This window comes from Pseudaeromonas pectinilytica, from assembly GCF_054780855.1.
The window spans coordinates 16,955-33,768 of the sequence record NZ_BAAGVN010000341.1; the positions used below are offsets into that span (position 1 = coordinate 16,955).

Below are 16,814 nucleotides of genomic sequence, written 5' to 3' on the forward strand. Positions count from 1 at the left end.
CCTACTTAGTGGCTTGGGTGGTGGGGGCGACTTCTTTCGGCGCCACTTCGGCACCGGCGCGGACTTTTTGCAGACCGGCGACGATCACGCGCTCACCGGCTTTGAGTCCGGACTCGACGACCCAGTTGCCCTGTTGGGACTGGCTGACCTGGATATCACGTTGCACCACCTTGTTCTGGGCATCGACGATCAGCACGCTGGCGCCACCCCGTGGCGTGCGGGCGACCGCAGCTTGCGGCACCAGTAAACCATCCTGGCGCTCACCCTGTTGCAGCGTGGCACGCATGAACATGCCGGGCAGCAGCAGTTTGTCCGGATTCGGCACCAGGGCGCGCAGCGTCACCATGCCGGTGGTCTCGTCGACCGTGACATCGGAGAATTGCAATTCGCCGCTGTGTGGATAGGCACTACCATCTTCCAGCTGGAATTGAACGGTCGCGGCGCCGTTTTTGGCTGCTGCCAGCTTACCGCTCGCAATCTGTTGTTTCAGCCGCAGCAGCTCGGTGGTGGACTGGGTGACATCCACATACAGCGGATCGAGTTGCTGGATGGTGGTCAGACTGGTGGCCTGCTGTGCGGTGACCAGGGCGCCTTCGGTGACGGCAGATTTACCGATACGGCCTGAAATGGGGGCTGTGACCCGGGTATAGTCGAGGTTAATCTTGGCGCTTTTCAGCGTAGCCTTGGCGGCCGCGATCTCGGCAACCTGCTGCTTCCAACTGGCTTGGGCATCGTCATAATCCTGACTGCTGATCGCCTTGACCTTCACCAGTTCGGCATAGCGTTGCGCCTTCAGGCGCGCGCTCTGTTCATTGGCTTGAGCCTTGGCCAAGGTGGCTTCGGCGCTGTCTACCGTGGCGTCATAAGTCGCAGGATCGATCTGGTACAGCAGTTGACCGGCTTTGACGTCACTGCCTTCGGTAAAGTAACGCTTGAGGATGATGCCACTGACCTGGGGACGTACTTCGGCAATGCGACGGGCTGCGGTACGACCGGTAAGCTCGGTGGTCAGCTGGAGTGGGGCGGTTTTCAGGGTGACGACATCGACAGCCGTGGGTGGCATGGCACCCGGAGCGGCCTGCTGTGCTTCACCGCAACCGGTCAGCAGGGCACTTGCCAGCAGGGCAACACCGATGGAACTCGCAAGAATATTTTTATGCATAGGAACCAGAACCTCTGTCTGCTAACGGGCTATCTATCATTCGAGTTGTGATCGTTGAAATTGGCGGGACGCCAAGACTATGGCAATATACATACAGAAGTGAATGTATGTAAGTGGTTTTTACTCAAATTTAACCAGGCGGAAATCCGGTATGGCTCGTCGCACCAAAGAAGAAGCACAAGAGACACGTAGCACCATCATGATGGAGGCTCTGGGACTGTTTTGTCAGCAAGGTGTGGCGACGACGAGCCTGAGTGATATCGCCCGGGCTGCGGGGGTGACACGCGGAGCCATCTATTGGCATTTCAAGGATAAGGAGGAGCTGTTTCTGGCCTTGTGGCATGAGATGTGCGCCCCCTTATCCCATCTGCTAAATGCCAGTATCGATGTGGATGAGCCGGATCCACTGGGTAAATTCACCACTTTTCTGATTGAAGTGTTACGCACGGTGGCTATGTGTCCGGCCCATCAGCAGATGTTTCGTATCATGTTCAAGATGATGCAGCCGGATAGTGAACTGACGGCCATTCGTGCCCTGATCCAGGCTGAAATACAGCAGCATACGCAGAATATGCGCTGCTCTTTGACCAATGCGGTACATCGCGGTCAACTGCCCTCGACCCTCTCCGTAGAGCGAGCGGCGATTTTATTGCACTGCAGCGTCGACGGTCTGATCATCAACTGGCTGAATCAGCATGAACGGTTCGATTTGGCGGCTGACGCCGAGGCGCTGGTCCAGGCATTGATCTTCTCCTTGCAGCACAATCTGGGTCAGCCCTGACCCTCGGAATAAAAAAAGCCGCCTCGATATCCGGCGGCTTTTTAGCAGGGTGCGGAGCTGTATCTAGCTGCTTATCGCAACTTGAAGTGACTGACAATGTCACTGAGCTGGCGATAGGTCTCACTCATGTTGGCGGTACTGTGGATAGTTTCCTCACCGTTGACCTGCAGACTATGGATCACATCCTTGATGGCATTCATATTGCGGCTGATCTCTTCGGTGACGGCGCGCTGCTCCTCTGCGGCCGTCGCCATCATAGTGCTGAGATCATTGATGTCGACAATATGGGTCGACATCTCATCCAGCGCGGTCGTCACCAGGCTGGTGTTGTCGGCTGTGCGTAGACAGCTGTGCTTGGTGCTGTCGATAGATTGCACCACCATCTGAGTGCCACTTTGCAGCTTGCCCAGCATCTCCTTGATTTCCCGGGTGCTGCTTTGGGTTCTGGCGGCTAGCGCTCGCACTTCATCGGCAACCACGGCAAAACCGCGCCCCTGTTCGCCCGCCCGCGCCGCCTCAATGGCGGCATTCAACGCCAATAGGTTGGTTTGCTCGGCGATACTGCCAATCACGCCGAGCACTGAGCTAATCTGTTCGGCATCCTGTTGCATGGTTTGTATCGAGCCCGCCGTAGCTTCTACCTCGTCAACCAGGGTGGTGACACTGGTAATGGCGGTATTCACCACCAGCCGTGAGGCATTGGCCTGCTCGTTGGTCTCCTGGGTCAGCCGGGCTGCGGCGGCGGCATTCTCCGCCACCGAGCTGGCGGTACTGCTCATCTCGGTGATCGCGGTGACGGCCAGATCGGTTTCCTGCACATGGTTGTCGATCAGCTGTTTGTTGGCTTCAGTTTGGTGGGTTAACTGCTGGATGCCATGGCTTAGACGGGCGGTGGCGCCATCCACCTCCAGCATCATCTCCTGCAGACTCTGGATGAAGCGATTGATCCCCGCCGAAATCTGCCCCAGGTCATCCTGTCCGGTGACCACCAGGCGACGGGTCAGATCGCCATTGCCTTGCGAGAGTTCCGCGACTAGATCGCGTAGCGAGATGATGGGGCGATAGGCCACCCGGGTCGCGGCGACCGACAGCAGCATGATCAGGATGCCGGCTATCAGCAGAGCCAGGGTAATGGTGCGGTTTAGCTGATCGGTAATGCCTTGAATGTAATCGACATCCACAAAACCGGTCAGGACCCAGCTCTTGCCTTTGACGTCCAGTTTGTGCGCCAGCGGGATCAGCTGACCATCCGGTTTTTCACTGAACAGCAGGGTACCTTCGCTATCTTGGAGCTCAAAATGGCTGCCACCCTGACTGGCTTTGTGTAGCAGCGTTTGCAACGGCGTCAGGTCCAGATAGAAGAAATAGGCCGAGTCCGCACCGCGCGGCACCAGAATGCGTACCAGAGGTTTTTTGTTCTCAAACAGGATAGGACTGACCTGGACCTGATTGTTGGCCGGGCCAATCAGGGCCCGCAGTTCGTTCACCCGGGCGGCATCCTCGATGACGCCACTGCCGTCGAACGCCATATCGCCAATTACCTTGACGATATTGTGAAAGCCGGTCTCCTCCAGGGTTTTCTTGACGTTGGTGACCCCGAAGTTGAGGTTGGAGGCCAGCAGGATTTTTTGATGAATGTCGCCAATCAGCTTGTCTTTTACCAGCGCAATTTGCTGGTTGATGCTGGCGGTTTGTGAGTCACGAATGTAATGGCTGACCACATAGTTGACGCTGAAATAAGAGGTCAGCACTGTGATAAAAATCACCGAGCAGAACAGAACATAAATCTTGGTTTTGAACGGCATGACTTTCATAGATGTAATCTCTTGCACGAGAAATAGGCTGGTTTGTTCTAGGTATAGCCGCTAAACCAGAGATGGCGCCGGACACGGAAGATAAATGGTGGTGACCGTCGACTTTGTGAATGACCAAGGCCGGAATCAACCGGCCCTGGTGCTATCTCCCTGTTGTGGCTTGGGATTATTTTTTCTTGGAGTATTTCAGCGAGTCGAGAGCCACCGCCAAAATGATGATGGCGCCCTTGATAATGAACTGCCAATAGGGACTGACTCCGATATAGGTCAGACCGTAGTTGATCAGGGTGAAGATGATGACCCCGGTGACGACTCCGGCAACGGTACCCACACCCCCGGCAAACGAAACCCCACCGACCACGCAAGCCGCGATCGCATCGAGTTCGTACATGAAGCCGAGGTTGTTGGTGGCACTGCCGATCCGGCCCGCTTCCAGCATGCCGCCGAAGGCGTAGAAGACCCCGGCCAGCGCGTAGATCATGACCAGATTGACGGCGACATTGACGCCAGAGACTTTGGCGGCTTCCGGATTGCCACCAATGGCGAAGATGTTTTTGCCGAAGCGGGTCTTGTTCCAGAGCACCCAGACAAAGGCGACTGCGGCAGCGGCGTAGAAGGTGAGATACGACAGCTTGAAGCCCCCGATCTTGATGAAACCCTGGGCGAAACTGGAGTAACGCGGATCAAACCCTGCCACCGGTGAGGCGCCGACATAATCAAAGTACAGCGAGTTGATGCCGTAGACGATGATCATGGTGCCTAGCGTGGTGATGAAGGGGGTTACATTCAGATAGGCGACGATCAGGCCGTTGATGAGACCAATCAGGCCACCCACCACGCAGACGATCAGGATCACCGCTGGGATCGGTACTTCGCCCAGACTGGGGAATACCTTGTTCACGTTGGTCAGCGACTGCAGCAGGGTCGCTGCGATCAGAGCCGCCAACCCCACCTGACGACCGGCTGACAAGTCGGTCCCCTGGGTGATGATGAGACCTGCGACCCCGAGTGCGATGATGATACGCACGGAGGATTGGGTCAGGATGTTACTGAAATTGGTCAGACTCAGGAAGGAGGGTTCCTTGACCACTATGATCAGCAACAAAATCAGCAGTACAGCATAGATGCCACTCTCCTTGAGGGTGCGCATCAGGTTGGATTTATTAGCCCACTCCATATGTATCTTCCTGTCTAGAGGTACAGAGATGCCAGGCGCAGTATCTCGCTCTGGTCGGTTTCTTTGGTGTTGACGATACCGGCGACGCGGCCGTTGCTCATGACCAGAATGCGGTCTGTGATCCCCAGCAATTCAGGCATTTCCGATGAAATAATGATGATGCCCTTGTCTTTCTTCGCCAGCTCGAGGATGAGTTGGTAGATTTCAAACTTGGCGCCAACATCGATGCCGCGGGTTGGCTCATCGAGCATTAGAATTTCCGGCTGGGTCAGCAGCCAGCGACCGATAATGACCTTTTGCTGATTGCCCCCGGACAGCGAACCAATGCTGGTTTGCTGAGTCGGTGTCTTGACCCGCATGGCATCGATCACCCACTGGGTGTCGCTCTTCATCTTCTTGTTGCTCAGCAGTCCCATGCCGATTTTGTACTGGTCCATGTTGGCGATCAGCGAGTTGAAGGCGATATCCAACTGGGCATAGATCCCGGTGGAGCGCCGCTCTTCGGTCACCAGAGCAAAGCCATTTTGAATCGCTTCATGGGCATTCTGGTTTTCTACCTCATGGCCATGAAGACGGATACTGCCCTGACTGCGATCGCGAATACCGAACAGGGTCTCGACGATATCGGTACGTTTGGCGCCGACCAGGCCAGCGATACCGAGAATTTCCCCCTTGTGCAGGTTAAAACTGACATCCTTGATGGAGGGTTGGTTCTTGGCCGTGAGGTGTTCGATCTCGAGGATCACTTCCTTGGGCTGGTTGGTTTTTTCTGGGAAACGCTGGGTTAATGCGCGGCCGACCATCATGCCGATGATCTGATCCATGGTCATGCCTTCGAGGGGCTGGGTGGCGATCCACTGACCATCCCGCAGGATAGTGATTTCGTCACACAGCTGGAAAATCTCTTCCATCTTGTGGGAGATATAGACGATACCGCAGCCTTTCTTTTTCAGCTTGTTGATGATTTTGAAGAGGTGGTTGACCTCTTTTTCAGTCAGGGAAGAGGTGGGCTCATCCATGATGACAATCTTGGCATCATAGGAGAACGCCTTGGCGATCTCGATCATCTGCATCTGGGAAACCGAGAGGGTTGCCACCTTGACGCGGGGATCTATGTCGATATCCAGTTCGTCGAAGATGCGCTTGGTATCGGTGTACATCTTGCTGTGATCGACGAAAATCCCCTTGGTGGGATAGCGCCCGAGCCACATGTTATCCATGACGGTCCGTTGTAACACCAGGTTCAACTCCTGATGCACCATGGAGACGCCGTTTTCCAATGCTTCCTTGGACGAGGTGAAATTGACCTCTCGTCCCTGAAAAAAAATCTTGCCCTGATCCTTTTCGTAGATGCCGAACAGGCACTTGAGCAGCGTGGATTTACCCGCGCCATTCTCACCCATCAACGCATGCACAGAATGAGGACGGACCCGTAAATTGACATTATCGAGTGCTTTAACGCCAGGAAAACTCTTACTGACGTCAATCATCTCCAACAGCCATTCTGATTGTTGCTGTGTTGTCATATCAGCCATCACATCTTGTGGTCAGAAGAGGCAAGGAGGTTTCTCCTCCTTGCCGGTGCGGTGGGTTATTCGAACTTTGCCAGGTTGTCTTTGTCGACGCCGACATAAGGAACGCGGACCACCTTGTTGACTATGTTCCACTGGGTGCCTTCCCCTGCGGCCTTGCCTTCTGCCAGGTTCTTGGTCAGGTCAAAGGTTGCCTTGGCCTGGTTGCTGGCATCATTCAGTACGGTTCCCGCCATGGCGCCGCTCTTGACCAGGGCCAGAGCTTCGGCCAGTGCATCGACCCCGAATACCGGCGTTGCCGTCTTGCCTTGAGCCTTCAGTGACTCGACGGCACCCATGGCCATACCGTCGTTGTTGGCGATCACGACTTCAATCTTGCTGGCGTTCGGACCTGAGATCCAGGCATCCATCTTGTCCTTGGCCATGGCGGTATCCCACATACCGGTGTCCATGTGCAGTTGCTCGGTTTTCACACCCTTCTCATTCAGAGTCTTGACCACATAGGTGGTACGCGCCTCGGCATCCGGATGGCCTGGCTCACCCTTGAGTAGGACAAACTGCAGGGTGCCATCCTTGTTCAGATCCCATTCCGGGTGCGCTTTCCACTGTTTGGCGATCAGCTCGCCCTGGATGATGCCCGCCTCTTTGGAGTCGGTCCCCACGTAGTAGGCCTTGTCATAGCTGGCCATATCGGCGGCACTGGGTTCCTTGTTGTAGAACACAATTGGAATACCATCGGCACGCACTTTTTCGATGACCACAGGAGCCGCGGCTGGATCGACGAGGTTGATGGCCAGGGCTTTTACTCCTTTGGCCAGCATGACGTCGATCTGATCATTCTGCTTGGATTGGTCATTCTGGGAGTCGTTCATCAGCAGTTTGACGTCTGGTGCTTTGGCTGCTTCTTTTTCAATCCCCTTGCGCACGACGGCCATGAAGTTGTCGTCGTACTTGTAGATGGTAAAGCCGAGAGTGGTTTCAGCTGATGCCATTGAGCTCAGGGTCATGCCGGCTAACAGGGCTGCAACTGTGGTCAGTTTTTTCATTATCCTTCTCCGGTTTTCTATGTTGTTGGGTTGTAGGGCACACTCCGTCCTCGGGATGAGGGCGGCGGCTTAAGTCAATGTAGTCAATTTGTTGCAATTTTGTCTGTGATCTTCACAACACAAAGAAAGCGTTTACATAATGTTACGTTGGCTTAATTTTTGTTCGTGTCGATCAATAACTGGTTGGTTTTATTGGGTTCATGAGCTGATCGGTTGCTTTGTGGTCGCCGCCACTCCCAGTGTCAGTCGGTAGTGGTAGTGGCCTGGATTTAACAAGAATTCATCTCGTACGCTCGGACTCCAGGAGTCATCGCCGCCGATCCCCATGTGGTAACCGTCTAGGCATAGGTACAAACCGGCATCGGCGACCAACTCATGCTGGTGACGGGTACGGGCCAGCGTTTGTGGGCTGTAGCGACTGACACTAAAGTGAAAGCCCCCCTCGACGGCAATCGCTCCTAACTGCAACTGGCGGACATCGCAGCGCAGACCGTTTTCCGTGGGGAAAATATAGGGAGTGTGCAAGGCCGCCAGCGGTAATTGCCAGCGTCCGAGATGGGCTGCAAGCTTGCGATCCGGATAGTTCTCGTGGGGGCCTCGCCCAAGCCAGGAGACCTGCTCCACCGGCTGGGCTAATTGGAGCAAGATCCCGATGCGCGGCAGTGACGGCAGACCCGCCGCGAGCGTGACCTGAATATCCAGATGCTGGTGGCCTTGGCTATCAAAACGATGGCGCCAGCAACTCAGCACCCGCAGGGTACCGGCATGGAAGTAGCCGTGTTCGATGACGAACTCCGGCTCCGCACCGCTGCTCGCCTCGCGAATGCTCAGACACTGGTGTTGCCAATCGCCCAGGCCAATGGACGCCCAGCGGGCAATCCAGGCGGCCGGATCCAGATGGTCGGCTTCGCTGGTGCCGATATCGTTATCCAGAGGGGCCCGATAGAAGTGATCTGCAATCGGAGCCAGAAGTTGCGGCAGCTGATCGGCAGACCACCATTGACTGATACGGCCGCTGTGCCGATCCAACTGCCAGCGTTGGCCGTTGGCTGCCATGAACCAGCCTTGCTCGGTCGCGGTGACTTGTACCATGCCGTCGGCTGGTGGCAGGGGCGCGGCCAGAGGCACCGGCAGTTCGAATTGTTCACTGGCGATTGGGTGACCCGCATCCGACCAGGGGGTCGCCAGGGGTTGTAGTATCTCCAGATCCAGCCAGGCCAGCTCGTTGGCGGAGAAGGTTGGGAGCTGATTACACAGGAGATAGTCAGTGCTCTGTTGTGGAGCCAATGTCAGGGTCAACTCCCCTTGTAACAGGGTGGTTCCCCCTTGCTGGATGCGCCATTGCAGCACCTCCTGGTCACAGTGGCGGAACAACCAGTCACTGTGCAGACGAATGCGTAACGGCTGCTGGCTGAGCAGTTCAACCTGGATACATTGCTGGGCTTTTTTCGCCTCGGCCAGCGCCGGATGGGGGGTGCGATCTGGAAATACCAGGCCATTCAGACAGAACTGGCGGTCATTGGGGGTTTCACCAAAGTCGCCACCATAGGCCCACCAATGCTGACCATCCGCATCGCGGCGGCTCAATCCCTGATCGACCCAGTCCCAGACAAAGCCGCCTTGCAGGCGGGGATGGCCGCGGAACGCCTGCCAGTAGTGAGCGAAGCCACCCAAGCTGTTGCCCATGGCGTGGGCGTATTCACACAGGATCAGGGGGCGAGTTTCGCCAGGTAGGCCGATCCATTTCTTCAGATTCCACTTCGGCACGGCCGGGAAGGCTTGGTCTTCATCAACTCGGGCATACATGGGGCAGACGATATCGGTGGCCGCCGTGTTGGCACCACCGCCCTCATATTGCACCGGTCGACTCGGATCCTGGCGTTTGAGCCATTGATACATGGCGTCGTGAGCGGCGCCATAACCGGATTCGTTACCCAGAGACCAGAGGATGATGCAGGGATGATTGCGGTCACGTTGCACCATGCGGCTGACTCGTTCGCTGATCGCCGGTAGCCACAGCGGATCATCGGTTAGCCGGTTCATCGGCTCCATGCCATGGGTTTCGATGTTGGCTTCGTCTACCAGATAGAGACCGAGGCGATCGCATAACCGGTAGAACTCCGGATGGTTCGGGTAGTGAGAGGTGCGTACTGCATTGAAATTGTTCTGTTTCAGCAACCGGATGTCCTGCAGCATCCGCTCATGGGTCATCACTTGGCTCAATTCCGGATCGAACTCATGGCGGTTGACGCCGCGGATGAGCAAGGGCTGGCCATTCAGGCAGAGCAGGCCGTCGCGGATTTCGACTTTGCGGAAACCGACATCATGGGCTTCGACCTCGAGGAGTTGTCCCGCCGCATCCAGCAGTTCGACCGTCAGACGGTAGAGGTTGGGAAGCTCGGCGCTCCACTGCCGGGGAGTGGCAATTGACCAATCGATGTGCACCCGATCGGCATAGCGCCCGCGTTCATCAATGATGTCGGTGCCCAAGGGCCGAGTGCAGCTGAGCAGGGCCTCTTCTGCCGAGAACAGAGTACTGCGGACTTGTAAGCCGGGCTCATTTGCCGCGACCTGGACCTCGATGTGCAGGCGGCCGTCCCGATAGCTGGCATCGAGATCGGGGGTGATCCGGATATCGCTCAGGTGGCTATCGGGTTTATGCAGCAGGGTGACGTCGCGAAACAGTCCACTCAGGCGCCACATATCCTGATCTTCCAGGTAGCTGCCATCGCACCAGCGCAGCACCATCACCGCCAGCCGATTCTCGCCTGGAAGCAGAAAGGGGGTCAGATCGAACTCGGCGGGTAGGCGGCTATCCTGGGAGTAACCGATCCAGTGTCCGTTGCACCACAGATGCAGTGCGCTATTGGCGCCATCAAAGATGATGCGTACCTGGCCGTTGGCGGTCCAGGTGGCTGGCAACATGAAGGTTCGGGAGTAGCAGCCGGTCGGGTTGGCATCGGGGACTCGGGGCGGCTGGCAGGGAAATGGATATTTGATGTTGCTGTAAATCGGCGTGTCAAAGCCTTGCAACTGCCAGTCGCCGGGAACGGTCAGGGCGCAGGCATCAGCCAATTCCTGCTCCAGCCACTGTTCGGGAACTAATTCTGGGGCGGCGAAAAAGCTAAAAAACCAGTCACCGTTCAGTGACAGACGGGAAGGGGAAGAGCGATCCTCGCGTGCCGCGACAAGATCTCGCCAACTGGCACATGGGGTATGGCTCGGTAAGCGCTGCCAACTGCTCAGTGCCGGATTCTGCCAATCCCGTCTTGCCAGTACGTCTGCCAATCCCATGATGCCACTCCTGTCCGTTTGCTGCGGTGAAACCACCCGGTGGCCCAGAGTCTAGTCGATGCTTGTCATGGTATTGGCGATCAGTCTCACACAATCATGTAAGCGGTACCAAAAATATATTTTCATCACGACCGACACATTATTCATTAATAATCATATAGTTATTGCTATTGGCTTTAATTTTTTGCGCCGTGTTTTCTTGTTGCTGGCGTGTTCTCTCTGCGGTGATATGGAAACTTGAGGCGGGAGCGGCGCGGCCGGATCCCGGCAGGCACCGACTGCAGTGGCAGCATGACTCTGTAGGCTTTACAGAGCGGGCTTGTCGTCGTGGCTCATGATTTGTCGCCTAAGTTGTAATCGTTGTCACTGCTGAGGCCAATACCGGCGCTGCCGCGCTTCTGGGCGGAGAAGCAAGAACGAAGGGCGACCCTGGTGCTCATGGCGCAGGGCCGCCGTGGTACTGCCTGGTGATCGTGAGTTTAAATCTCGGGGTTGTTGGCGTCTTGCGGCATCAGTTCTAAACCGAAACGGTGTGCCTCAGCTTCAATGAACGGGATCATGCGTTCGACACAGGCCTCTCCTTCGGCGATCGCCTCGCTGGCGCGGTGGAAATCCATAATTGCCACCCCTCCGAGATGGGGATTGAGGGCTATTTCCGGAGGATCCCCGGCCATCCGGGCTCGGGTGATGCGTTCTTGCATGATGCTGATGCTGTTGTTCATGACCCCGAGCATGCTGGGGGCTCCGGCGTGATTGCGTTTCGGCAGCCATTGCAGCAGGGGATGACGGGCCGCTACTTCATCGTCGTCATGGCTACTCCAGTTTTGCCGGGTATCCGAGTTGAGGTTGACGGCGATGACCAGATCCGCGCCCATGGCCCGGCATAGAGAGACTGGGACTGGATTGACCACGGCGCCGTCGATGAGCCAACGGCCATCGAGCTGAACCGGGACAAACATGCCGGGGATCGAGCAGGAGGCCCGCACAGCACCCATCACTGGCCCCTCCTGCAGCCAGTGTTCGCGGCCGGTTTCCAGCTCGGTGGCTACGCAGGCAAAGGGTAACTGCAGTTCGGCAAAGGTCAGCTCACCCACGCGCTCTTCGGCGACGCCAAACACCTTGTCGCCCCGGAATAAACCGCCGGAGAAGGTCGGATCCAGCAGACCCATGACCTGCAAGCGCGTGAAGCCACGCACCCACTGCTCCAGAGAGTCGAGCTCCCCGGCAGCATAGGCGGCTCCGACCAGGGCGCCTATGCTGCAACCGGCGATTAAATCCGGTTGTAATCCCAAGCGGGTCAGCGCGCGTAATACGCCGATATGGGCCCAGCCACGTGCGGCACCACTGCCGAGCGCCAAGCCAATTTTTTTCCGCGATTTCGCCATGTTTATCCTCTGCATCCCTGCACTGTGCTGGCATCATATTCAGTCACCATGACCATATCACATCGGCGACCTAGGTAGTGTTTCCGGTGTTGAGGAAAGCCTAGGTTCTGATGAACAACAGGAGTGCGTGTTGATGCGAGTCTGGATTGGAATTGCTGGCTTTGCCGGTTTGAGCGCTGTGGCCATGGGAGCCTTTGCCGCCCATGGTCTCAAGCACCTGCTGGCGCCCGAACAACTGCAGACCCTGCAGATTGGCGTGCAGTATCAGCTGTGGCATGCATTAGCGCTGCTGCTGGTGGTTGTGCTGGGGCAACTGCAGCCTTCTCGTTGGCTACGGGGTGCTCGCTGGGCGTTTGCACTGGGGATGCTGCTGTTTTCCGGTAGCCTGTATCTGTTGGTGTTGGCGCAATTGCCCTTGGGAGTGATTACCCCACTGGGTGGCCTGGCGTTGATGTGCGGCTGGGGGTTGTTATTGGGACATGGTTGCCGCGCTCATGGCGATATGCCATTGCGTTGAGCGCTCATTCGCCAGTTGTACGTTGAAGGGCTAGCCAGCCACGGCAAAATGCGCGTTAATACCGGAGATAAAATCATTCTTCTGGCAGGGAAAAACAGACATGCGTGGATTGAATTACCATCATCTCTACTACTTTTGGGTCACGGCCCGGCTCGGTAGCCTGCGGGCGGCCGCCCAGCGCTTGCATCTGGCGCCGCAAACCATGAGCGATCAGATCAAGCTGTTGGAAGAGCGGTTGAACCATCCCCTGTTTGAACGTCAGGGACGGCGACTGGTGCTCACCGTCGAGGGGCATCAGGCATTTGCCTATGCCAGCCGGATGTTTGCCATCGGCGAAGAGCTGGCCACGCTGTTTGATGGTAAGCGTCAGGGCAGTTGGCCCGAGTTCCGGATCGGTATCACGGATGCGTTGCCGAAACGTCTGGTGCAGGGTTGGCTCTCGCCGCTGTTTCTGGCTCAGCCTGCGCTCAGCATCCGTTGTCAGGAGGGGCCCATGATCCGGTTGCTGGGCCAGTTGGGGGTGCATGCCCTGGATGCCGTGCTATCGGAGGTCGCTTACAGTGCCGGGCTGGATGTGCAGGCCCGCAGCTATCCGTTGCTGCGTTCACCCGTCGCTTTTTCTGCCGCGCCGGAGCTGGCGGCGCGTAGCGCCTTGCCATTTCCCGAGTGTTTGAGCGAATTGCCGCTGTTACTGCCGGATCAGGATCATCCACTGCATGCCCAGCTGCTGGGGTGGCTGCACGATCAGGGCATCACCCCCTGGATCCGCGCCGAAATCAGTGACAGCGCCTTGATGAAGGTGATGGCCGAGGCGGGCGATGGCGTCATGCCAGCCCCTGAGCACATGGTGGTTTCACTGGCTGAGCACCATGGCCTGGCGACGTTGGGGACCTGCAGCGATCTGCACAGCGAGGTGTTCCTGATTGTGCCGGGGCAGCGTAACCCGCATCCGGCGGCGGAGTGCATCCTCAAAAGTGTGACCGCATCGACGCCGGAGTAACAATTCATTAACCTTTTGTGTGCGGAGCATCGGTTCCAAGAGCCGGGCGTCTACGCTTAATGCCATTCCCGCGTGGTTGAGGCGCGGGGTATGGATGCCGAGGACACCGCACATGACCGAAACCTTCTACTACCCGAGCGCCGAGGTGCTGGCGCACGCCAATATTCAGGAATATGACCAGCTCTATCGCTATTCCATCGAGCAGCGAGAACAGTTCTGGGCCGAACAGGCGGCGCATTTGAGCTGGTTCAAACCCTGGGATACGGTGCTGGATGCCAGCAACAAACCCTTTTACCAGTGGTTTGTCGGTGGCCAGATCAACATAGTGCACAACGCCATCGATCGGCACCTGAGCGGTGCCACGCGTAACAAGTTGGCCATCATCTGGGAGAGTGAAAAGGGTGCTGTGCGCTCGTTTTCCTACCATGCCCTGAATCGGGAAGTGTGCCAGTTTGCCAATGTGCTCAAGAGCATGGGCGTGCGCAAGGGCGATATCGTCACCCTCTATATGCCGCAGATCCCTGAACTGGCATTTGCCATGCTGGCTTGCGCCAAGATCGGCGCCGCCCATTCGGTGGTCTATGGTGGATTTTCGGTAGAGGCTCTGGCGGCCCGCATCGAAGACGCCGACAGCCGGGTGCTGGTCACCGCCGATGGTGGCTTCCGGCGCGGTAAGCCGACGGATCTGAAATCCATCGCCAACGAAGCCATGCAACGTTCGCCGAGCATCGAGGTGTGCATCACGGTGCGCAATAACGGCCTGGATGTGCAGATGGAGAGCGAGCGGGACTTCTGGTACCACGATTTGCAATCCCTGCCCATTGCCAGTCCGCGCTGCGAGACCGAAGTCATGGACTCCGAGGACATGCTGTTCATCCTCTATACCTCGGGAACAACCGGGAAGCCCAAGGGACTGGTGCATACCCATGGTGGTTACGCCGTGTATACATCGACCACCCACCGCATGGCGTTTGATATCAAGCCGGAAGATCGCTGGTGGTGTGCGGCAGACCCGGGCTGGATCACCGGCCACAGCTACATGGTGTATGGGCCGCTGATCAATGGCGCCACTCTCATCATGTATGAAGGGGCGCCGAACTATCCCTATCCCAGCCGTTGGTGGCAGATGGTCGAGAAATACGGGGTCAATATTCTCTATACCTCACCCACTGCCCTACGCGGTTTGATGCGCTTTGGTGATCGCTGGCCCAGCCGCTACGACCTCTCCAGCCTGCGGTTGCTGGGCTCGGTGGGTGAACCCATCAATCCGGAAGCCTGGCGCTGGTTCTATGAGGTGATCGGTGGCAAGCGCTGCCCGATCATCGACACCTGGTGGCAGACCGAAACCGGCGGCTTCATGATCTGCCCCTTGCCGATCACCCCGCTCAAACCCGGCTCTGCGACTAAACCCTTTTTCGGCAATGAAATCGGGGTGGTGGATGATGCAGGTAACGAGGTGCCGGTTGGCGAAGAGGGCAAGCTGGTGATCAAGAATCCCTGGCCGGGGATGGCTCGCACCATCTTTCGTGATGCGCCGCGCTATGCCGAACTCTACTGGGGGGATTACCAGAGCCAGGGTTACTACAAGGCCGGCGACAGCGCCAAGATGGATAAGGATGGCTATGTCTGGGTGATTGGCCGGATGGATGAAGTGCTCAAGGTCTCCGGCTATCGGCTCGGGACCGCCGAGATCGAAAGCGCCCTGGTCAGTCATCCCATGGTGACGGAAGCGGCGGCGATCGGTCTGCCCCACGAGATGAAAGGCACGGGTATTCATACCTATGTGCTGCTGAAGGCCGGGGCCAGCGGCGACAAGCATCTGGAGTCCGAGCTCAAGGAGCATGTGGCGCGGGAGCTGGGGCGCATCGCCACTCCGGAAACCGTGCATTTTGTCGAGGCCTTGCCCAAGACCCGTTCGGGCAAAATCATGCGCCGGGTGCTGCGGGCACGGGCCTTGGGCCAAGACGAGGGGGATCTCTCCACGCTAGAGGAGTAATGCCGGTCTGCGCTCTGGAAGGGGGCCAAAGGAACCCTTCCGGGTTGAAACTTGCGCGTGCGGTCAACCTGTTGACCCGACGGGATCAACTATAGTGAGACTGTATCGGCATGTGCGGAGGTGGGGGCGATGCAGGAGGGAATCATATCGGTCGATCGACCGAGAATCGGCGTTTTAGTGGATGACCCCAGCCTGTGTAGTGGTCAACTAAATCCGGACACTCTGTTAAGCCGATTTTCGGCTTCTGCTGGCGGGAGCCCTCCGTTATATTGATGGGGTCGTCGCCAGTTGTAGTAGTCCATCAGGTAGTAGCTGATGTCCCGTTTTGCTTCCTGGAAATTCAGATATCCCGTCTCTGGGATCCATTCTGTCTTCAAGCTTCTGAATATCCGCTCCATGGGGGCGTTATCCCAGCAGTTGCCGCGACGGCTCATGCTCTGGGTTATCCGATAACGCCACAGCCGTTGCCGAAATTTCCGACTGGCATACTGGCTACCCTGATCGCTGTGAAACAGCACTCCCCGCGGGCAGCCTCGTTGCTGATAAGCCATATCAAGGGCTTTCACCACCAAATCAGCATCCGGCTTATCGGACAGAGCCCAACCAATCACCCGCCGAGTACAGAGATCGAGTACCACTGCCAAGTAATGCCAGCGACCGCCGGCCCATACGTAGGTGATATCACCGCACCAAGCGTGGTTGGGTTGCGCAACTGCAAACTCACGCGCCAACAAATTCGGGATGTCTGGTCGCTCATACGGTGCCGCTTTATAGGCATGAGAGCCGGGCTGCTTCGATACCAAACCCGCTTCTTTCATCAGACTACGTACCTTGAATCGACCAATTTGATGCCCCCAAATCACGCAGGCTCGACATCAGGGTGCGGCTACCAGCAGAACTCCGACTCTCCTTGAATAAGCGTCGCACTTCGCTCCGTTGCTGCAACCGTTCGCGATTTACATGGCCCTTGCGTGCCAAGTACTCATAAAAGGATGAGCTTGCGATATCAAAAACAGAACAGATCAGTTCGGCCTTGTTGATCAAATCCAAAGTCGGATACTCGCTCCCCAACCCGCCGGGCGGGCTTAGTTGACGGCCTGCCGAATGGGC

General features: G+C 57.1%; 11 protein-coding genes and 1 pseudogene. 4 read left to right on the forward strand and 8 right to left on the reverse strand.

Translation table 11 applies throughout. The annotated features are described in order from the left end of the window. Position 1 precedes the first annotated feature (1 nt). The gene (locus ACYVG7_RS16095; protein WP_460884107.1) at positions 2–1,162 is read right to left on the reverse strand and encodes an efflux RND transporter periplasmic adaptor subunit; all 1,161 of its coding nucleotides are present in this window, start codon (positions 1,160–1,162) and stop codon (positions 2–4) included. A gap of 151 nt (positions 1,163–1,313) precedes the next feature. Between ACYVG7_RS16095 and ACYVG7_RS16100 the strand changes: the two genes are divergently transcribed. Continuing rightward, positions 1,314–1,943 carry a TetR family transcriptional regulator gene (locus tag ACYVG7_RS16100; RefSeq protein ID WP_460884108.1) on the forward strand — a complete coding sequence of 210 codons (630 nt, stop codon included), beginning with the start codon at positions 1,314–1,316 and terminating at the stop codon, positions 1,941–1,943. Positions 1,944–2,014: 71 nt separating this feature from the next. On the opposite strand, the gene ACYVG7_RS16105 is transcribed toward ACYVG7_RS16100, so the two are convergent. The 6 genes from ACYVG7_RS16105 to rssA all read right to left on the reverse strand — a co-directional run bounded on the left by ACYVG7_RS16105 (position 2,015) and on the right by rssA (position 12,191). Beyond that, on the reverse strand, positions 2,015–3,748 hold the full coding sequence (locus tag ACYVG7_RS16105; protein ID WP_460884117.1) for a methyl-accepting chemotaxis protein: 1,734 nt from the start codon (positions 3,746–3,748) through the stop codon (positions 2,015–2,017). Between the two features lie 175 nt (positions 3,749–3,923). Next, complete coding sequence (mglC, locus tag ACYVG7_RS16110) at positions 3,924–4,934, reverse strand: galactose/methyl galactoside ABC transporter permease MglC (RefSeq protein ID WP_460884109.1); 1,011 nt, start codon at positions 4,932–4,934, stop codon at positions 3,924–3,926. 14 nt (positions 4,935–4,948) lie between these two features. Then, positions 4,949–6,469, reverse strand: a complete 1,521-nt coding sequence (mglA, locus tag ACYVG7_RS16115) for a galactose/methyl galactoside ABC transporter ATP-binding protein MglA (protein ID WP_460884110.1) — start codon at positions 6,467–6,469, stop codon at positions 4,949–4,951. 56 nt (positions 6,470–6,525) lie between these two features. Then, on the reverse strand, positions 6,526–7,512 hold the full coding sequence (gene mglB, locus ACYVG7_RS16120) for a galactose/glucose ABC transporter substrate-binding protein MglB (RefSeq protein WP_460884111.1): 987 nt from the start codon (positions 7,510–7,512) through the stop codon (positions 6,526–6,528). A gap of 198 nt (positions 7,513–7,710) precedes the next feature. After that, positions 7,711–10,806 carry a beta-galactosidase gene (locus ACYVG7_RS16125; RefSeq protein ID WP_460884112.1) on the reverse strand — a complete coding sequence of 1,032 codons (3,096 nt, stop codon included), beginning with the start codon at positions 10,804–10,806 and terminating at the stop codon, positions 7,711–7,713. Positions 10,807–11,285: 479 nt separating this feature from the next. Then, complete coding sequence (rssA, locus tag ACYVG7_RS16130) at positions 11,286–12,191, reverse strand: patatin-like phospholipase RssA (RefSeq protein ID WP_460884113.1); 906 nt, start codon at positions 12,189–12,191, stop codon at positions 11,286–11,288. A 133-nt stretch (positions 12,192–12,324) separates the two neighbouring features. Between rssA and ACYVG7_RS16135 the strand changes: the two genes are divergently transcribed. The 3 genes from ACYVG7_RS16135 to acs all read left to right on the forward strand — a co-directional run bounded on the left by ACYVG7_RS16135 (position 12,325) and on the right by acs (position 15,704). Further along, positions 12,325–12,708 (forward strand): DUF423 domain-containing protein, encoded by a 384-nt coding sequence (locus ACYVG7_RS16135; protein WP_460884114.1) that lies wholly within the window; start codon positions 12,325–12,327, stop codon positions 12,706–12,708. A 100-nt stretch (positions 12,709–12,808) separates the two neighbouring features. Beyond that, entirely contained in the window at positions 12,809–13,708 is a 900-nt protein-coding gene (locus ACYVG7_RS16140) for a LysR substrate-binding domain-containing protein (RefSeq protein WP_460884115.1), read from the forward strand. A 112-nt stretch (positions 13,709–13,820) separates the two neighbouring features. Beyond that, positions 13,821–15,704 carry an acetate--CoA ligase gene (acs, locus tag ACYVG7_RS16145; RefSeq protein WP_460884116.1) on the forward strand — a complete coding sequence of 628 codons (1,884 nt, stop codon included), beginning with the start codon at positions 13,821–13,823 and terminating at the stop codon, positions 15,702–15,704. Between the two features lie 203 nt (positions 15,705–15,907). Here acs and ACYVG7_RS16150 read toward each other — a convergent pair. After that, positions 15,908–16,814: pseudogene (locus tag ACYVG7_RS16150) on the reverse strand (IS3 family transposase); the annotation flags it as partial.

Coding starts and splice junctions, on each gene's coding strand:
- mglC (WP_460884109.1), bottom strand. CDS start 4,934: ATGGAGTGGGCTAATAAATCCAACCTGATGCGCACCCTCAAGGAGAGT.
- ACYVG7_RS16100 (WP_460884108.1), top strand. CDS start 1,314: ATGGCTCGTCGCACCAAAGAAGAAGCACAAGAGACACGTAGCACCATC.
- ACYVG7_RS16140 (WP_460884115.1), top strand. CDS start 12,809: ATGCGTGGATTGAATTACCATCATCTCTACTACTTTTGGGTCACGGCC.
- acs (WP_460884116.1), top strand. CDS start 13,821: ATGACCGAAACCTTCTACTACCCGAGCGCCGAGGTGCTGGCGCACGCC.
- ACYVG7_RS16125 (WP_460884112.1), bottom strand. CDS start 10,806: ATGGGATTGGCAGACGTACTGGCAAGACGGGATTGGCAGAATCCGGCA.
- mglB (WP_460884111.1), bottom strand. CDS start 7,512: ATGAAAAAACTGACCACAGTTGCAGCCCTGTTAGCCGGCATGACCCTG.
- ACYVG7_RS16095 (WP_460884107.1), bottom strand. CDS start 1,162: ATGCATAAAAATATTCTTGCGAGTTCCATCGGTGTTGCCCTGCTGGCA.
- ACYVG7_RS16105 (WP_460884117.1), bottom strand. CDS start 3,748: ATGCCGTTCAAAACCAAGATTTATGTTCTGTTCTGCTCGGTGATTTTT.
- mglA (WP_460884110.1), bottom strand. CDS start 6,469: ATGGCTGATATGACAACACAGCAACAATCAGAATGGCTGTTGGAGATG.
- ACYVG7_RS16135 (WP_460884114.1), top strand. CDS start 12,325: ATGCGAGTCTGGATTGGAATTGCTGGCTTTGCCGGTTTGAGCGCTGTG.
- rssA (WP_460884113.1), bottom strand. CDS start 12,191: ATGGCGAAATCGCGGAAAAAAATTGGCTTGGCGCTCGGCAGTGGTGCC.